Origin of the sequence: Curtobacterium sp. 18060 (assembly GCF_902706105.1) — a bacterium.
In the GTDB taxonomy this organism is placed as follows: Bacteria; Actinomycetota; Actinomycetes; order Actinomycetales; family Microbacteriaceae; genus Curtobacterium.
Map to the genome: position 1 here is coordinate 1 of NZ_CACSJV010000070.1, position 13,761 is coordinate 13,761.

16 protein-coding genes are annotated in these 13,761 nt (G+C 70.7%); 9 read left to right on the plus strand and 7 right to left on the minus strand.

Features of this window, described 5'->3' with window-relative positions:
• On the minus strand, positions 1-569 hold a 569-nt coding region (locus GVL05_RS18570; protein ID WP_159574101.1), incomplete at its 3' end, for a hypothetical protein.
• Positions 570-817: 248 nt separating this feature from the next.
• On the opposite strand from GVL05_RS18570, the gene GVL05_RS18575 reads away from it, so the two are divergent.
• From GVL05_RS18575 to GVL05_RS18585, 3 genes are read left to right on the plus strand one after another with little or no spacing between them, the layout of a single operon-like run.
• Entirely contained in the window at positions 818-1,243 is a 426-nt protein-coding gene (locus tag GVL05_RS18575) for an organic hydroperoxide resistance protein (protein ID WP_159574102.1), read from the plus strand.
• Positions 1,244-1,252: 9 nt separating this feature from the next.
• Positions 1,253-1,639 (plus strand): YchJ family protein, encoded by a 387-nt coding sequence (locus tag GVL05_RS18580; RefSeq protein ID WP_131921280.1) that lies wholly within the window; start codon positions 1,253-1,255, stop codon positions 1,637-1,639.
• Between the two features lie 34 nt (positions 1,640-1,673).
• Complete coding sequence (locus GVL05_RS18585) at positions 1,674-2,627, plus strand: SDR family NAD(P)-dependent oxidoreductase (protein ID WP_159574103.1); 954 nt, start codon at positions 1,674-1,676, stop codon at positions 2,625-2,627.
• Between the two features lie 20 nt (positions 2,628-2,647).
• On the opposite strand, the gene GVL05_RS18590 is transcribed toward GVL05_RS18585, so the two are convergent.
• Positions 2,648-3,514, minus strand: a complete 867-nt coding sequence (locus GVL05_RS18590; protein ID WP_159574104.1) for a shikimate dehydrogenase — start codon at positions 3,512-3,514, stop codon at positions 2,648-2,650.
• A 58-nt stretch (positions 3,515-3,572) separates the two neighbouring features.
• Between GVL05_RS18590 and GVL05_RS18595 the strand changes: the two genes are divergently transcribed.
• Complete coding sequence (locus tag GVL05_RS18595; protein ID WP_123293627.1) at positions 3,573-4,580, plus strand: iron-siderophore ABC transporter substrate-binding protein; 1,008 nt, start codon at positions 3,573-3,575, stop codon at positions 4,578-4,580.
• 136 nt (positions 4,581-4,716) lie between these two features.
• Here the strand turns inward: GVL05_RS18595 and GVL05_RS18600 are convergent, their stop codons facing one another.
• On the minus strand, positions 4,717-5,121 hold the full coding sequence (locus GVL05_RS18600; protein ID WP_123293628.1) for a DUF1304 domain-containing protein: 405 nt from the start codon (positions 5,119-5,121) through the stop codon (positions 4,717-4,719).
• A 60-nt stretch (positions 5,122-5,181) separates the two neighbouring features.
• Here GVL05_RS18600 and GVL05_RS18605 point away from each other — a divergent pair, with 60 nt between their 5' ends.
• From GVL05_RS18605 to GVL05_RS18615, 3 genes are read left to right on the plus strand one after another with little or no spacing between them, the layout of a single operon-like run.
• Entirely contained in the window at positions 5,182-5,517 is a 336-nt protein-coding gene (locus tag GVL05_RS18605; protein WP_123293629.1) for a chorismate mutase, read from the plus strand.
• Entirely contained in the window at positions 5,514-6,617 is a 1,104-nt protein-coding gene (locus GVL05_RS18610; protein WP_159574105.1) for a beta-propeller fold lactonase family protein, read from the plus strand. The genes GVL05_RS18605 and GVL05_RS18610 overlap by 4 nt, the downstream gene beginning before the upstream one ends.
• A gap of 2 nt (positions 6,618-6,619) precedes the next feature.
• On the plus strand, positions 6,620-7,039 hold the full coding sequence (locus tag GVL05_RS18615) for a GNAT family N-acetyltransferase (RefSeq protein WP_159574106.1): 420 nt from the start codon (positions 6,620-6,622) through the stop codon (positions 7,037-7,039).
• 13 nt (positions 7,040-7,052) lie between these two features.
• On the opposite strand, the gene GVL05_RS18620 is transcribed toward GVL05_RS18615, so the two are convergent.
• From GVL05_RS18620 to purS, 4 genes are read right to left on the minus strand one after another with little or no spacing between them, the layout of a single operon-like run.
• On the minus strand, positions 7,053-7,973 hold the full coding sequence (locus tag GVL05_RS18620; RefSeq protein WP_159574107.1) for a 2-hydroxyacid dehydrogenase: 921 nt from the start codon (positions 7,971-7,973) through the stop codon (positions 7,053-7,055).
• Positions 7,974-7,989: 16 nt separating this feature from the next.
• Positions 7,990-10,371 carry a phosphoribosylformylglycinamidine synthase subunit PurL gene (gene purL, locus GVL05_RS18625; protein ID WP_235036061.1) on the minus strand — a complete coding sequence of 794 codons (2,382 nt, stop codon included), beginning with the start codon at positions 10,369-10,371 and terminating at the stop codon, positions 7,990-7,992.
• A 35-nt stretch (positions 10,372-10,406) separates the two neighbouring features.
• The gene (gene purQ, locus GVL05_RS18630) at positions 10,407-11,102 is read right to left on the minus strand and encodes a phosphoribosylformylglycinamidine synthase subunit PurQ (protein WP_159574111.1); all 696 of its coding nucleotides are present in this window, start codon (positions 11,100-11,102) and stop codon (positions 10,407-10,409) included.
• A gap of 5 nt (positions 11,103-11,107) precedes the next feature.
• A complete protein-coding gene (gene purS, locus GVL05_RS18635) occupies positions 11,108-11,359 on the minus strand; it encodes a phosphoribosylformylglycinamidine synthase subunit PurS (protein WP_159574109.1) in 252 nt (83 codons plus the stop codon).
• A 188-nt stretch (positions 11,360-11,547) separates the two neighbouring features.
• Between purS and GVL05_RS18640 the strand changes: the two genes are divergently transcribed.
• Entirely contained in the window at positions 11,548-12,162 is a 615-nt protein-coding gene (locus tag GVL05_RS18640) for a PadR family transcriptional regulator (protein ID WP_159574110.1), read from the plus strand.
• Positions 12,159-13,697, plus strand: a complete 1,539-nt coding sequence (locus GVL05_RS18645; RefSeq protein WP_131921275.1) for a DHA2 family efflux MFS transporter permease subunit — start codon at positions 12,159-12,161, stop codon at positions 13,695-13,697. Before GVL05_RS18640 ends, GVL05_RS18645 begins: the two co-directional genes overlap by 4 nt.
• Positions 13,698-13,761 lie beyond the last annotated feature (64 nt).

Genomic DNA, 13,761 nt, shown 5'->3' on the forward strand with positions numbered 1-13,761 from the left:
GTGCGGATCCCCATGACGCCCGTGCCGCTCGAGAAGACGAGCCACATGGACCACACACCGAGGAGCACGATCATCCGGTCGCCGTCGACGGGGAACGTGAGGACGAAGACCACCGTGCCGAGGACGAGACCCACCCAGCTGACGAACTGCAGGAACGAACGGGTGGCGAAGCGGACGATCTGGTCGCGGCTCTCCAGCAGACCGTGGAGCACGGCATCGCGGTGCTGCGGGTCCACCGCCGGAGGGTTCCTGCCGTAGTAACGGGCGATGGCCTCTTGCGTGCGCCAGCCGATGCCCGGGATCGGTGGGACGGCCCATCCCTTCGGGCCGACCGGCGTCATCGATGCGCCGAAGCACCCGAAGCCGGCGGCCACCACGACCGCGACGACGACGCCAGCGGGACCGGGAACGGGGTCGTCCAGGCGGTCCAGGAGCACCCCGACGAGCAGCAGCACGACGAACGCGGTCGACGCGACGATCGCGCCGACGACCACCATGCGTCGGCGGATGCGCTCACCGATGACCTCGGGCAGTCGCTCCCGGTACACCTGCCACCCGATCTTGAACACGTGTCATGTCTACCCGGGCGCGGGGTGTCGTGGCTCGGGCGCTCGGGCGCTCGGTACTTCGTGAGCAGAAATGGTCGAGTGCGCTCGTGAGGCCCGACCATTTCTGCTCACGAAGTTCACGAAGTGCGCCGCGGGCACCCCGCGGCACGCGCGGACACGCCCGGCGGCCCGGGCACGCGCGGGCGCCCGGCCCCGGCACCCCGGGCACGCGCAGCACACGTCCAGGTGGGCGCGATGACCTCGGATCCATGAGTCTCGACATCGTCTACACCGCAGCCGCCCACGCCACCGGAGGCGGCCGCGACGGGCACGTCCGCAGCGAGGACGACCGGCTCGACCTGGACACCCGCCCGCCGAAGGAGATGGGCGGCAGCGGCGAGGGCACCAACCCCGAGCAGCTGTTCGCCGCCGGGTACGCCGCGTGCTTCCTCGGTGCACTGCACGCCGCGGGCAAGGAACTCGACCTCGACACCACCGGCGCCGAGGTCTCCGCCGAGGTCGGCATCGGCGGCGTCGGCAACGGCACCTTCGGCCTGGCGGTCGAGCTCGACGTCTACGCACCGGCCGCCCCGCAGGAGCAGCGCCAGCGCCTGGCCGAGCGTGCGCACGAGATCTGCCCGTACTCGAACGCCACCCGCGGCAACATCACCGTCGCGCTGTCGATCGTCGACTAGCGTTCCGGCGTGGTCACCGACGAGACGCGCTGCCCCTGCCTGAGCGGCAACCCCTACGGCGAGTGCTGCGGCCCCCTGCACCGCGGAGCGGCCGCGCCGACCGCGGAGCGCCTGATGCGCTCACGCTTCAGCGCGTTCGCGCTGGGCCTGCCGGAGTACCTGCTGCTCACCTGGCACCCGCGCACCCGACCGGCAGCCCTCGAGTTGGACGCGTCCCAGCGCTGGACCCGGTTGGACGTCCTGACGACGACCTCGGGAGGCCCGTTCGACTCCCAGGGCACGGTCGCGTTCCGCGCGTGGTGGCGTTCCGACGACGACCGCGGGACGCTCGAGGAGACGAGCGAGTTCGTCCGCGAGCAGGGACGATGGTTCTACGTGGACGGTGTCGTCGCCTGACGGCTCCGCACCACGCCAGCTGACAGGAGTCGACATGCCCGCACGCGACCTCACCCGCTTCGGCGACCGGACCACGGCCGCCGAGGTCGTCGACGGCCTCGACCTGACAGGACGCACGGCGGTCGTCACCGGCGCCGCGTCCGGCATCGGGGTGGAGACCGCCCGAGCACTCGCCGGAGCCGGGGCGCGCGTGACGCTCGCCGTGCGGGACGTCGACGCCGGCCGCCGGGTCGCGGACGACATCGCCCGGTCGACAGGGACCGACGCACCGGCCGTCGTCGAACTGCACCTGGACCGCCCGGGCTCCGTCGAGGCGTTCACCGCAGCGTGGTCGGGGCCGCTCGACGTGCTCGTCGCCAACGCCGGCATCATGGACGCGCCCGAGTCGTACACGCCCGCCGGGTGGGAGTCGCAGTTCGCGACGAACCACCTCGGGCACTTCGCCCTCGCGCTCGGGCTGCACGACGCCCTGGCGGCCTCGGGTTCGGCCCGCATCGTCTCGGTGTCGTCGAGCGGCCACGGCGGTTCGCCCGTCGTGTTCGACGACCTGTTCTTCCGCCGGCGTCCCTACGAACCCGGACTCGCCTACGGCCAGTCGAAGACCGCGAACGTGCTGTTCGCCGTCGCCGCTGGCCGGCGGTGGGCCGCCGACGGCATCACCGCGAACGCCCTGATGCCCGGCGGGATCTGGACCGGGCTGCAGAAGCACTGGGACCCGGAGGTCCTCGCCGCCACGAAGATCGCCGCCGCCGACGCCGTGAAGACCTCGGAGCAAGGAGCCGCGACCTCGGTCCTGCTCGCCACCGCACCGGAACTCGACGGGGTCACGGGTCGCTACTTCGAGGACTGCCACGAAGCAGCGGTGGTGGAGCGGATCGAGGACGGCCTGCACGGCGTGCTGCCCTGGGCGCTCGACCCGGACCAGGCCGACCGGCTGTGGGACGTGTCCGTCGCCCTGCTCGACGCCGAGGCGCGGTCCCGCGGCTGACCGCGGTGCGTCGGCGTCGGCTAGTTGCTGATGACGGCGGGCAGGCCGACGGCGGTGCGCATCGAACGGCGAACGGCGGCCTCGTCGGGGAGGAGTTCGTCCTCGTCACCGGTCAGGAAGAAACGGATCTGCCCGATGGCCTGCTCGGTGAGCATGTCGAGGCCGTTCAGCACCCGGCCGCCGGCATCGGCCCAGCGCGACGCGGCGGCGGTCGGCCACGGCTCGTAGGCGACGTCGAACAGCACGGCGTCCGACCCCGACGGCACCAGCTCGAGCGGGTCGGCGGCGCCGCCGGGCAGCGTCGACAGGACGAACCCGTGGCGGGTTCCGGGTAGGTCGGTGAGCGGCAGGACCTCGAGCGAGACGCCGAGGCGAACGGCCAGCTCCACGAGCGCGCCGGCCTTCGCGGTGTCGCGCAGGAACACCCGCACGAGCGACGCCCCGAGCCGCACCGCCGCCGTGAGGGCGCTCGCCGCGGTCGCCCCGCCACCGAGGATCGTCGCCTCGCCGGGCAGGTGTCCGAGGGCCTCGACCGGGCGGACGAGTCCCTGGACGTCGGTGTTGGCGCCCGCGCGGACGACGGCGGACCCCTCGCGTCGGAACGCGACCGTGTTCGCGACCCCGAGCTCATCGACCAACGGGGTCGTGCGGTCCAGGAGCGGCAGCACCTCGCGCTTGAGGGGCATCGTGAGACTCAGCCCGCGCCATTCGCGACCCAGCCCCGCGACGAACGCGTCGAGCCCGCCGGACGCGACCTCGTGCCTCCCGTACGACCACCCCAACCCGAGCGCGTCGTAGGCCGCTTCGTGGAGTGTGGGGGAGAGCGAATGCGCGATGGGGGAGCCGAGCACCGCGAGGCGCGTGCGGTCTGGATCTGGGACGGCCACGATCACCCAGCCTATCCAGCTGAATTCCTGTACGCCCCGTTAGGTTAGGCTACCCTTCGTGATCCGCTCATCCCTTCGTCTCCGACGTGTCCTCGCCGCTGCGGGTGCCGTCGCCGCAGCCTCCCTCGTCCTCGCCGGCTGTGCCTCGGGCTCCGGCTCGTCCACCGACACGGCTTCGTCCGGCTCGTCCGACGGCGCCTTCCCGGTGTCCATCACGACCGGCCTCGGCACCACGACGATCGACTCGCAGCCCAAGCGCGTCGTCGCACTCGGCTGGGGTGACGCCGAGACCGCGCTCGAGCTCGGCGTGCAGCCGGTCGGCGCGAGCGACTGGCTCGCCTTCGGTGGCGACGGCGTCGGCCCGTGGCTGAAGGACGCGTACACGAAGTCGCCGAAGATCATCCAGACGCTCGAGCCGAGCTACGAGGACATCCTCAAGCTCAACCCCGACCTGATCCTCGACGTGAAGTCGTCGGGCGACAAGGACCGGTACGACAAGCTGTCCGCGATCGCGCCGACCGTCGCGATCCCGAAGGGCGGCGAGAACTACCTCGCCTCGACCGAGCAGCAGACCACGATGATCGCGAAGGCGCTCGGCAAGGAGTCCGAGGGCAAGAAGCTGCTCTCCGACCTCGACGACGCCTACGCCACGGCGCGCAAGGCCCACCCGGACTTCGAGGGCAAGACCGCCGTCGTCGGTGCGTACAGCTCCGAGGGCTTCGGGGCGTACGCCTCCACCGACAGCCGCTCGTCGTTCATGAAGAACCTCGGGTTCACGATCCCGTCGGCCATCGACAAGGAAGCCGGCAAGGCGTTCTCCGTCACGCTGTCCGACGAGAACCTCGACCTGCTCGACGCCGACCTGACGCTGGTCCTGCCGATCTACGTCGACGCGTCGAAGGCCGAGGCCGACCCGCTGTTCCAGAAGGTGCCGTCGGTCGAGGCCGGTCACTACATCGTCTTCGACGACAAGGACGTGTCGTCGGCGTTCTCGATGGGCACCACCGCTGCGATCGAGTGGGCGCTCGACAAGCTGCCGGCCCAGTTCGAGGACAAGCTCGGCTGACCTGGCCGGTCTTCACCCGCGAAAGCGACAGGGTGCCGCCGATGTTCGGCGGCACCCTGTCGCATTTGCGTGGCGGGGCTGACGGTGTGGTCGAGGCGGCTCAGATGGCGCAGACGGCTCAGGCGGCTCAGGCGGCTCAGACGGGGAAGCTCGAGCCGAGCAGCGCGAAGAGCAGGGCGATCAGCGGGAGCGTGCCCTGCTTGAACGCGGAGTTGACGTACTTGCGGCCGGAGCCGACCAGGATCACCGCGGCGCCGAGCATGCTCGCGGTCGAGAACACGACGAGGGTCCAGCCGGTCGCGGTGTTGCCCGCCAGCACCAGCACGACACCGAGGATCGCGCCGATCGCCAGGAACAGGTTGTAGAACCCCTGGTTGAACGCGAGGGAGCGGGTCGCGTCGGCCTCGGTCTCGGTCGCGATGCCGAACACCTTGCGGGCGCGTGGACTCGTCCAGATGATGGATTCGAGGAACCAGATGTACACGTGGACGAGGCCAGCGAGGACCGCACACACGCCCGAGATCACGAGCAAGACCGACATGTGCTCATTCTCGCAGGCGTCGGCGGGGTTCGGCTGCGCGTCCGCCAGTAGGCTCGGGGCATGAGCGACGACGTCACCCCGCCCGAGCCCGAAGCGACGGCCGAAGCGACGGCTGTCGCCGAACTCCGGAGCATCCGGCAGAGCATCGACAACATCGACGCCGCCGTCATCCACATGCTCGCCGAGCGCTTCAAGTACACCCAGCGAGTGGGGCACCTGAAGGCCGAATCGGGCATGCCCGCCGCCGACCCGGACCGCGAACAGATCCAGGTCGCACGGCTCCGGAGCCTCGCCGCCGAGGCGCACCTCGACCCCGCCTTCGCCGAGAAGTTCCTCAACTTCATCGTCGCCGAGGTCATCCACCACCACGAGCGCATCGCCGGACGCGACGAATGAGCGTCGACCTGCCGACCCTGCTCGTCGGTTCCTACACCGCCACCGGCGGCGGGAACGCGACCGGCATCTCCCTCGTCGACGGCGGGGCTGCCCGCGCGGGCGCGGTCGCTCGTACCGTCGCGGTGCTCGACGATCCCTCGTTCCTCGCCGTGTCGGGCGACCGTGTCTACGCCGTGTCCGAGACGAACGACGGCGGCGTCTCCGCTTTCCGGATGCAGAACGGCGCGCTCGAACACCTGTGGGACGCCTCCGCCGGCGGTGACGCCCCGTGCCACCTGCGGGTCGACCCGTCCGGGGCGCTCATCGTCACCAACTACGTCTCCGGCACCGTCACCGCCGTGTCCCTGGCGGCGGCCGAGTCGTTCTCCGCCTCGGTCCTCGCGAGCGACGGCGTCGTCCTGCCCGCAGACGGCGTGCACGGCCGAACCGACCGGCTCGCCGTCCCCGCCTCGGCCATCGCCGTCGCGACCCTGCCCGCCGCCACCGGCCCGGTGCAGGACCGGCAGGATGCGCCGCACGCGCACCAGTCCGTCGCGACGCCGGACGGCACGGTGCTCGTCGCCGACCTCGGTGGCGACGCGCTGCACGAGTTCCGCGTGACCGTGTCGGCCGACGGCGTCCCCACGCTCGAGGCGCTGCGCGTGCACCACGTGGCGCCCGGCGTCGGCCCGCGGCACCTGGCCTGGTACGCAGGCGACCTGTTCGTCGCCGGTGAGCTCGACGGCGCTGTCCACCGACTCCGCCGCGACGAGTCCGGCTCGCTCGTGACGATCGCCTCGACCCCGACGTTCGAGGGTGCGGTGGGGGAGTCGCTCCTCAGCCACATCGAGGTCGACGATGCCGGACGTGTGATCGTCGCCGTCCGTGGCCGCGACCTGATCGTGGTGCTCGACGCTGCCGACGACGGGCTCGCGCTCGTCGGGTCCGCGTCGTGCGGGGGAGCCTGGCCGCGGCACTTCGCCCGGGTGCCGGGGTACGTGCTCGTCGCCAACGAGCGGTCGGACGCCATCGCCGTGCTGCCGATCGGTGCCGACGGTGTGCCGGGCGAGGCCGTCGAGCAGATCGCCGTCGGGACCCCGACGTGCATCGTCCCGCTCTGACCGTGACCGAGGTCGATCCGTACACCCTGGTCGTCGGGGCACCGCCGCTGACGGACTACCTGCGTCTGCGCCAGGACTCCGGACTCTCACCGAAGAACGCCGAGCAGGGCGCCGGGGCGATTGCCGGCAGTTGGTCGGCGTGCCACGTCGCGGACGCCGGCGGCACACCGGTGGCGATGGGCCGGACGATCGGCGACGGCGGGTGGTACTTCCACATCGCCGACATCGCCACCGATCCCGACCACCAGCGCCGTGGGCTCGGACGCCGTGTGGTCGAGTGGCTGCTCGAGGACGTCCGCGACCGAGCACCCGCCGGGGCCTACGTCACGCTCGTCGGGGATCCGCCCGGTCAGCGGCTGTACCGATCGCTCGGGTTCGACGACGTCGCGCCGAGTCTCGGCATGGCACTCCGACTGGACTGACGCCGACAGGTCGCTAGCGCTCGATCAGGTTCTCGAACGGGCGACCCTCGGCCAGCGCGGCGACCTGCCGACGCATCAGCTCGATCGACCGCGGGACGCTCAGGTCGGTGTTGCCCCCGACGTGCGGCGTGAGGACCGTGTTCGGCGTCGTCCACAGCGGGTGGCCGTCGGGCAGGGGCTCGGGGTCGGTGACGTCGAGCGCCGCGAACAGCCGCTCGGACTGCAGCTCCGCCACCAGTGCATCGGTGTCGACGACCTTGCCGCGAGCGACGTTCACCACCAGGGCGCCGTCGGGCAGCGCGGCCAGCAGTTCGGCGTCGACCAGCCGTTCGGTCTCGTCCGTCAGCGGCGCGATGAGCACGAGGACGTCCGTCGTCGGTGCGAGCTCGGGCAGCTCGCCGAACGCGTGCACGTGGCGACCGTCCTGGTCGCGAGCGGTGCGGGCCACGACGGTGACCTCGGTGCGGAACGCCTCGAAGCGGGTGGCGATCGCCGACCCGATCGCGCCGTAGCCGACGACCGTGACCCGGCGGTCGGCCAGGGAACGGGTCTTCCGGGCGTCCCAGACACCGTTGGCGCGATCGGCCTGGAACGCCCCGAGTTCACGCAGCGAGGTCAGCGCCAGGCCGACGGCGAGCTCGGCGGTCTCGTCGTCGTGGATCCCCCGACCGTTCGCCAGCTGGGCGTGACCGGGCACGTGCGGCACCGCGTGCTCGTAGCCGGCGCTCGGCAGCTGCAGGAGCTCGAGCGCCGGCAGGTCGTGCACGAACTGCCAGCGGTGCCGTCCACCGAAGTAGAACGGCAGGAACGTGATGGCGACGTCGTCCGGGCGACCGTACGGCGCCTCGACGTCCCACACGTCCAGCTCGATGCCGTCCGGCACGGGGCCGAACCGGCCGACGAGCTCCGCGAAGGGCAGGGTGACGATGGGCACGCGGTGTCCGCCGGGCCTAGGAGTCCGTGCGCGGCGAGAACGCACCGTCGGAGTCGAGCGGCCCACGGCCGACGTACCCCTCGGTGACGTCCTCGACGATCACGTCGCCGAAGCGGGCCGGCAGCGTCGCGTTGTGCGTGCCGCGGAGCTCGTCGAGCGTCGCCGTGAACGCCCCCTGGACCTCGAGCGCGTTCGACGTGGCGTCGGTCACGCCGATGCGCAGGACCGGGAAGCCCCGGCCGTCGCACAGGCCCTGGAAGCGGACGTCGTCCTCGCGACGGACGGTCACGATGACGCGACCGGTCGACTCGGAGAACAGCGCGGTCGCGGTGTCGACGCCGTCGCGGGACTCGAGCTCGTCGAGGACCACGCGGGCGCCGAGGCCGAAGCGGAGCACCGACTCGGCGAGCGACTGGCCGAGGCCACCGTCCGCCAGGTCGTGCGCACTCGTCAGCAGCTGCTCGCCGCTCGCTGCGAAGAGCAGCTCGGCGAGCTCCTTCTCGCGACCGAGGTCCACCGCCGGCGGACGACCGCCGAGGTGGCCGTGCACCGTGCCGGCCCAGGCCGACCCGTCGAGCTCGAGGCTCGTGGTGCCGAGCAGGTAGATGTTGTGGCCGTCGTCCTGCCAGCCCGACGGGACGCGCTTGGCGACGTCGTCGATGACACCGAGCACACCGACGACCGGGGTCGGGTGGATCGGGGTCGAGCCGGTCTGGTTGTAGAACGACACGTTGCCGCCGGTGACCGGGATGCCGAGCTCCATGCAGCCGTCGGCCAGTCCCTCGACCGCTTCGGAGAACTGCCACATGACCTCGGGGTTCTCGGGGGAGCCGAAGTTCAGGCAGTCGGTGACCGCAGCGGGGACGGCACCGGTGACGGCGACGTTCCGGTACGCCTCGGCCAGGGCCAGACGCGCGCCCTGCTTCGGGTCGAGCTGGCAGTAGCGGCCGTTGGCATCGGTGGCGATGGCGACACCGAGACCCGTTTCCTCGTCGACGCGGATCATGCCACCGTCGTCGGGGAACGCCAGGGCCGTGTTGCCGAGCACGTAGGTGTCGTACTGGTTCGTGACCCAGTTCTTCGACGCCAGGTTCGGCGAACCGAGCAGGCTGAGGAACTGCGCCTTGAGCGCGGGGCCGTCGGCCGGTCGGTCGAGCGACGAGGCGGTGTCGGCCTGCAACGCGTCGATCCAGGTCGGGTAGGCGACCGGGCGGTCGTAGACCGGGCCGTCGACGGCGACGGTGCGCGGGTCGACGTTGACGATCTCCTGGCCCTGCCAGTCGATGACGAGACGGCCGGTGCCTGTGACCTCGCCGAGAACGCTGGTCTCGACCTCCCACTTGCCGACCACGGCGAGGAACTCGTCGAGCTTGTCGGGGCGGACGACCGCCATCATGCGCTCCTGGCTCTCCGACATCAGGATCTCTTCGGCCGTGAGCGTGGGGTCGCGCAGCAGGACGTCGTCGAGCGAGATGTGCATGCCGCCGTCGCCGTTGCTCGCGAGCTCTGACGTGGCGCAGGAGATGCCCGCGGCGCCGAGGTCCTGGATGCCCTCGACCAGTTCCTTCTGGAACAGCTCGAGGCAGCACTCGATCAGGACCTTCTCGGCGAAGGGGTCGCCGACCTGGACGGCGGGACGCTTGGTCGGGCCGCCCTCGGTGAAGGTGTCGGACGCCAGGATCGACGCGCCGCCGATGCCGTCGCCACCGGTGCGGGCACCGAACAGCACGACCTTGTTGCCGGCTCCGGACGCGTTCGCCAGGTGCAGGTCCTCGTGCCGCAGGACGCCGACCGCCAGGGCGTTGACGAGCGGGTTGCCCTGGTACACCGGGTCGAAGTAGGTCTCGCCGCCGATGTTCGGCAGGCCGAGGCAGTTGCCGTAGAACGAGATGCCACCGACGACGCCGTGCACGACGCGTGCGGTGTCCTCGTGGTCGATCGCGCCGAAGCGGAGCTGGTCCATCACGGCGACCGGGCGGGCACCCATCGAGATGATGTCGCGGACGATGCCGCCGACGCCGGTCGCGGCGCCCTGGTACGGCTCGACGTAGGACGGGTGGTTGTGCGACTCGACCTTGAAGGTCACCGCCCAGCCGTTGCCGACGTCGACGACACCGGCGTTCTCGCCCATGCCGACCATCAGGTTCTTCGTCATCTCCGGCGTGACCTTCTTGCCGAACTGACGGAGGTAGTTCTTCGAGGACTTGTAGGAGCAGTGCTCGGACCACATGACGGAGTACATCGCCAGCTCGCCCGAGGTGGGGCGGCGGCCGAGGATCTCCTTGATGCGGGCGTACTCGTCCGGCTTCAGGCCGAGCGCGTCGTACGGCTGGTCCTTGTCGGGAGTCGCCGCGGCATCCTGCACGGTGTCGGGCTTCGGGCGCACGTAAGTCGTCACGGTGTTGTCGTTCCCTGTCACTGGAGTCGCGGCCGTCACTTGACGAGCGTCGACTCGATCACGGAGGTGAAGAAGGTGAGGCCGTCCGTGCCGGAGGCCATGGCAGCGGCGGTGTCCGGGCCGAAGCCGGGCTCGGTCGCGTGCTCGGGGTGCGGCATCAGGCCCACGACGTTGCCGCGCTCGTTCGAGACGCCGGCGATGTCGTCGATCGACCCGTTCGGGTTCACCCCGACGTAGCGGAACACGACCTGGCCATTGTCCTCGATGCGCTTGATCTCGTCGGCGTCGGCGACGAAACGGCCGTCGGCGTTCTTGAGCGGGATCGTGATCTCCTGCTGCGCGGTGAACCCGGAGGTCCAGGCGGTCGAGGTGGTCTCGACGCGGAGCATCTGGTCGCGGCGGATGAACTGCTGGTGCGCGTTGCGGGTGTGGGCCCCGGGGACCAGGCGGGCCTCGGCCAGCATCTGGAAACCGTTGCAGATGCCGAGCACAGGCATGCCCTTGCCGGCGGCGTCGATGACCTCGGCCATGATCGGCGCCTTCGCGGCGATCGCTCCGGCGCGCAGGTAGTCGCCGTACGAGAACCCGCCGGGCAGCACGATGGCGTCGACGCCCTGCAGGTCGTGGTCGCCGTGCCAGAGGGCGACGGGGTCGGCACCGGCGAGACGGACCGCGCGCTGGGCGTCACGGTCGTCGAGGGAGCCGGGGAAGGTGATGACGCCGATGCGCATCCGGGTCACTGACCTTCGATGGTCACGGAGACGACGTCCTCGATGACCGCGTTCGAGAAGACGTCGGCGGCGATGTCGCGGACCTCGGCCAGCTTGGCGTCGTCGACGGGGCCGTCGACGGTCACCTCGAAGCGCTTGCCGATGCGGACGTTGGTCAGGTCGGCCTTGCCCAGACGGGCGAGGGCGTTGCCCACCGCCTTGCCCTGGGGGTCGAGGATCTCAGCCTTGGGCATGACCTCGACGACGATCGTTGGCACGTGTTCTCTCCAGCGCTTCAGGGGTGGGGGACGCGACCAGTCTACGGGGCGCGCGCGACACGCCGGGACGGATCCGGGCCTCCTGTGAAGAACGTGCTGTGCGTTTGCTCACCTGTGTTCGACTCCGTATATTCGAAGTCGAATAGTCCAGTCGGAAGACTGCCGCATCGATCCGTCAGGAGGCCCGCATGGCGTCGCTCACGCCCCTTGCGTTCGCCGCGCTCGACCTGCTGAACGAGGCACCGATGCACCCGTACGAGATGTTCCAGACGATGGTCCACCGGCAGGAGGAGCGGAACGTCAAGGTCCGCCCGGGCACCCTGTACCACCAGGTCGGCCGCCTCGCCGAGCTCGGGTTCGCCGAGGTCGTGGGCACCGACCGCGACGGCAACCGGCCGGAACGCACCACCTACACGATCACCGACGCCGGTCGCGCAGCGCTCGCGGACGGCCTCCGCCGCATGGTGGCGGAGCCCGCGGACGAGTACCCGGAGTTCCACCTGGCCCTCTCCGTGCTCGAGAACCTGCCGCACACCGAGGCGGTCGATGCCGTCCGGGCCCGGATCGTCGCACTCGAACAGGAGCGCGACGACTACGACCAGGCACTCCAGCGCGTGCAGGCCAAGCAGCTGACCGAGCGGTACTGGCTCGACGTGTCGTACGTCCGTGCGATGCTCGCCGCGCAGGTCGAGTGGCTCAGCACCACCGTCGACCGCATCGCCAGCGGCGACCTCCCCTGGGACGGCCCGGCCGTCCCCACAGACACTGACTTCCCCACGAACAGCAAGGACACCACTCGATGACCACCGTCACGCCTCCGCGGACGACCGAGAAGAAGCCGTGGCCCGCCCTCTGGGCGCTCGTCGTCGGCTTCTTCATGATCCTCGTCGACTCGACCATCGTGTCGGTCGCCACCCCCACCATCGCCCAGAAGCTCGACGCGGACATCAACTCCGTGATCTGGGTGACGAGCGCGTACCTGCTCGCCTACGCCGTGCCGCTGCTCATCACCGGCCGCCTCGGTGACCGCTTCGGCCCGAAGGTCATGTACCAGATCGGCCTCGTGGTGTTCACGCTCGCCAGCCTCTGGTGCGGTCTCGCCGGCTCGATCGAGATGCTCATCGTGGCCCGCGTCGTGCAGGGTCTCGGCGCCGCGATGATGAGCCCGCAGACGATGTCCGTCATCACGCGCATCTTCCCGCCGCAGAACCGCGGTGCCGCGATGGGTCTCTGGGGCGCCGTCGCCGGTGTCGCCTCGCTCGTCGGCCCGATCGTCGGCGGTCTGCTCGTCGACGGCTTCGGCTGGGAGTGGATCTTCTTCGTGAACGTCCCCGTCGGTGTCGTGGCGTTCGTCCTCGCGCAGCGCTTCGTGCCGTCGTTCGACCGCCACGGGCACCGCTTCGACTACCTCGGCATCTTCCTGTCCGCGGCCGGCCTGTTCCTGCTCGTCTTCGGCATCCAGGAAGGCGAGACCTACGACTGGGGCGTCATCGCCGGACCGATCTCGGTGTGGTCGCTCATCATCGTCGGGCTCGTGGTGCTCGCCGGGTTCGTCGTCTGGCAGGGCGTGCAGAAGGGCGAGCCGCTGCTGCCCCTCGGCCTGTTCAAGGACCGCAACTTCACCCTGGCCAACGTCGCCATCACGGCCGTCGGTGTCGCGATCGCCTCGTTCGCGCTGCCGATCATGCTCTGGGCGCAGGACGTCCTGCGGTTCTCGCCGACCCAGGCTGCACTGCTCCTCGTGCCGCAGGCCGTGCTGTCCGCCGGCCTCGCCCCGCTCGTCGGCAAGAACCTCAACCGGTGGAACCCGCGCTGGGTCGCCGCGTTCGGTCTCGCGTGCTTCTCGGCCGGACTGTTCTGGTTCGGCGCCCTGCTGTCGTCGAGTGCCGACTGGGGATGGGTGCTCCTGCCGAGCGCGCTCCTCGGCATCGCCAACGCCTGCATGTGGGGTCCGCTGTCCGTCTCGGCGACGCGCAACCTGCCGCCGAAGCTGGCCGGTGCCGGCTCGGGCGTCTACAACACCACGCGTCAGATCGGCGCCGTGCTCGGCTCGGCCGGCATCGCCGCGCTGATGGAGGCCCGGATCACCGCGAACTTCCCGGCGTCAACCGGTGGGACCTCCGCCGGTGGTGCCGAACAGCAGGTCGGCGGACTGCCCGGGTTCCTGCTCGAGCCGTTCTCGCGGGCCATGGGTGAGTCGCTGTTCCTTCCGGCGATCGTGCTCATCGCGGCGATCGTGGCGGCGCTGTTCCTGGCGAAGCCGAAGCAGACCGTCGCCTGGCAGCAGACCGGCGGCGTGACCGCCCAGCCCGAGGCCGCCGGAGCCCCGTCGAAGTAGGAACGCGCACAGTTCGTGAGCAGAAATGGTCGGGTCGCCTGCGGGCACCCGACCATTTCTGCTC